The 2,104-nt window shown below is 65.5% G+C and carries 3 protein-coding genes and 1 pseudogene; all 4 read left to right on the forward strand.

The genetic code is table 11. From position 1 onward, the window contains the following. On the forward strand, window positions 1-449 hold a 449-nt coding region (locus WCE35_RS19415), incomplete at its 5' end, for a DNA-3-methyladenine glycosylase I (protein WP_424594943.1). Window positions 450-463: 14 nt separating this feature from the next. Further along, a complete protein-coding gene (locus WCE35_RS19420) occupies window positions 464-1,081 on the forward strand; it encodes a YfbR-like 5'-deoxynucleotidase (RefSeq protein ID WP_424594944.1) in 618 nt (205 codons plus the stop codon). A gap of 108 nt (window positions 1,082-1,189) precedes the next feature. Next, complete coding sequence (locus WCE35_RS19425; protein WP_424594945.1) at window positions 1,190-1,696, forward strand: tyrosine phosphatase family protein; 507 nt, start codon at window positions 1,190-1,192, stop codon at window positions 1,694-1,696. A 114-nt stretch (window positions 1,697-1,810) separates the two neighbouring features. Next, window positions 1,811-2,104: pseudogene (locus WCE35_RS19430) on the forward strand (DUF2339 domain-containing protein); the annotation flags it as partial.

Below are 2,104 nucleotides of genomic sequence, written 5' to 3' on the forward strand. Positions count from 1 at the left end.
TTTTGCGCAAGCGCGACAATTTTCGCCGCGCCTTCGACGATTTCCGGCCCGATAAGATCGCCCGCTATGACGCCAAAAAGGTCCACGCGCTGATGAACGATTCCGGCATCGTCCGCAACCGCGCCAAGATCGAGGGCGCGGTCGCAAGCGCGAAGTCCTACCTGAAGATCATGGAAGAAGGTGCTGGTTTCTCGAAGTTTCTCTGGGACTTCGTCAACGGCGAGCCGAAGGTCAACCGCTTCAAGACCACCGCCAGCGTGCCGGCGTCGACGCCGCTGTCGATCAGGATTTCCAGGGAGCTCGGCGCGCGCGGCTTCAAATTCGTGGGGCCCACCATCGTCTATGCCTTCATGCAGGCGACCGGGATGGTCAACGATCATCTGGTCACCTGCTTCTGTCACGAAAGCTGCGGCGAAAAACATCGCTTCCCCCGGCTCAAGGTCAAATGACGGCCAGGACTCAAATGGCCAGGCGATCGGCGGCATCGGCGCCCTCCGCCCGCGCCTGGCAGCGGATGCTGTCGGGGCGGCGGCTCGATCTGCTCGACCCCTCGCCGCTCGACATCGAGATCGCCGATATCGCCCACGGCCTTGCCCGCGTCGCGCGCTGGAACGGGCAGACCAGCGGCGCGCACATATTTTCAGTGGCGCAGCACACGCTGCTGGTCGAAGCCGTGCTGCGCGAGCAGAAGCCGCGCGCCGATGCAAAATTCCGGCTCGCGGCGCTGCTGCACGATGCGCCGGAATATGTCATCGGCGACATGATCTCGCCGTTCAAGGCGGTGCTCGGTGGCGACTACAAGGCGGTGGAGCAACGGCTGTTGGCGGCGATCCACATCCGCTTCGGGCTGCCGCCGGTGTTGGCCGACGACATCACGCAAGCGATCAAGATAGCCGACCGCGGCGCGGCCTATCTCGAGGCGACCCATCTTGCGGGCTTTGCGGAAGCCGAGGCCAAGCGCCTGTTCGGCCGCGATCCCGGCTTGCCCGAGGCGACCGCGCGCGATTACCTGACGCCGTGGACCGCGGCAAAGGCCGAGAAGCGATTTTTGGCAAGATTCAAGATGGTGTCATCAGCGTAGCGCGCGATCTATCAGTTCGCCGGGACGACGAGGATTTTGCGACGCTGCTTTCACCGCAGCGCGAGCAGGCCTATAATTCCGGCCATCAAAGGATTCCCAGGGACCGCCATGCTTCACGTCTGTTCGCTCGCCGCCCTCCCCGACACCGTCAAGGCCACCGGCGCCAGCCATATCCTCACCGTGATGGCCAATGTCGCGCAGGTGCAGCGGCCGGAGTCGGTACTCCCCGCCAATCATCTGCGGGTACAGATGGACGACATCACCGAGCCAATCGACGGGTTCCTCGCGCCCTCGGAAGCCCATATCGCGCAAGTGCTGGGCTTCGTGCGCGGCTGGGACCGCGGCGCCCCGATGGTGGTGCATTGCTATGCCGGGATCAGCCGCTCGACCGCGAGCGCCTTTGCCGCCGCCTGCATGCTCAATCCGCATCGCGACGAGCTCGAGATTGCCTGGCAAATCCGGGAGGCCTCCCCGATCGCCTCGCCCAACCGGCTGATCGTCGGCCTGGCGGACAAGGCGCTGGGACGCGAGGGGCGGATGCTGCGCGCGCTCGACGAGATCGGGCCGGGCAGCATGATGGTCGAAGGCCGGCCATTCCGCATCGATCTGGAATGACGGGGCGAAAATCCGGGCCGGTTCGAACTATGGCGACCGGACCTGCACTCACTGGATTGCGACGAGCCGTGGACGTGACCGGTTAATGTCCTGACGCGCCCGCCTGGAGGTTTGATGTTCGACTCGCCGCTCGATTTTTTCGCGCTCGTGATCGCGCTGGTCGCGTTTATCTTTGCCCGCAAGGCCATGAATCAGGCGGCGGCGCTGCGCATGCGGCTGGAGGCGATCGAGGCAATAGCGGCGGCAGGGCCGGTTCCGCCCCCGCTCACGCCGGTGCAGGAATTGGAGCAAGCCCCGGTCACGTCTTCCCCGGGCCTGGCGGCCGAACCGCCAGCACTGCCGACCGAAGCGGAAGCCGTCGCTCCGGCTGCGGTCGCGCAGCCCACCGCCGGCGGCTCGACCGCCATG

This window comes from Bradyrhizobium sp. (genome assembly GCF_049691595.1).
GTDB lineage: Bacteria > Pseudomonadota > Alphaproteobacteria > Rhizobiales > Xanthobacteraceae > Bradyrhizobium.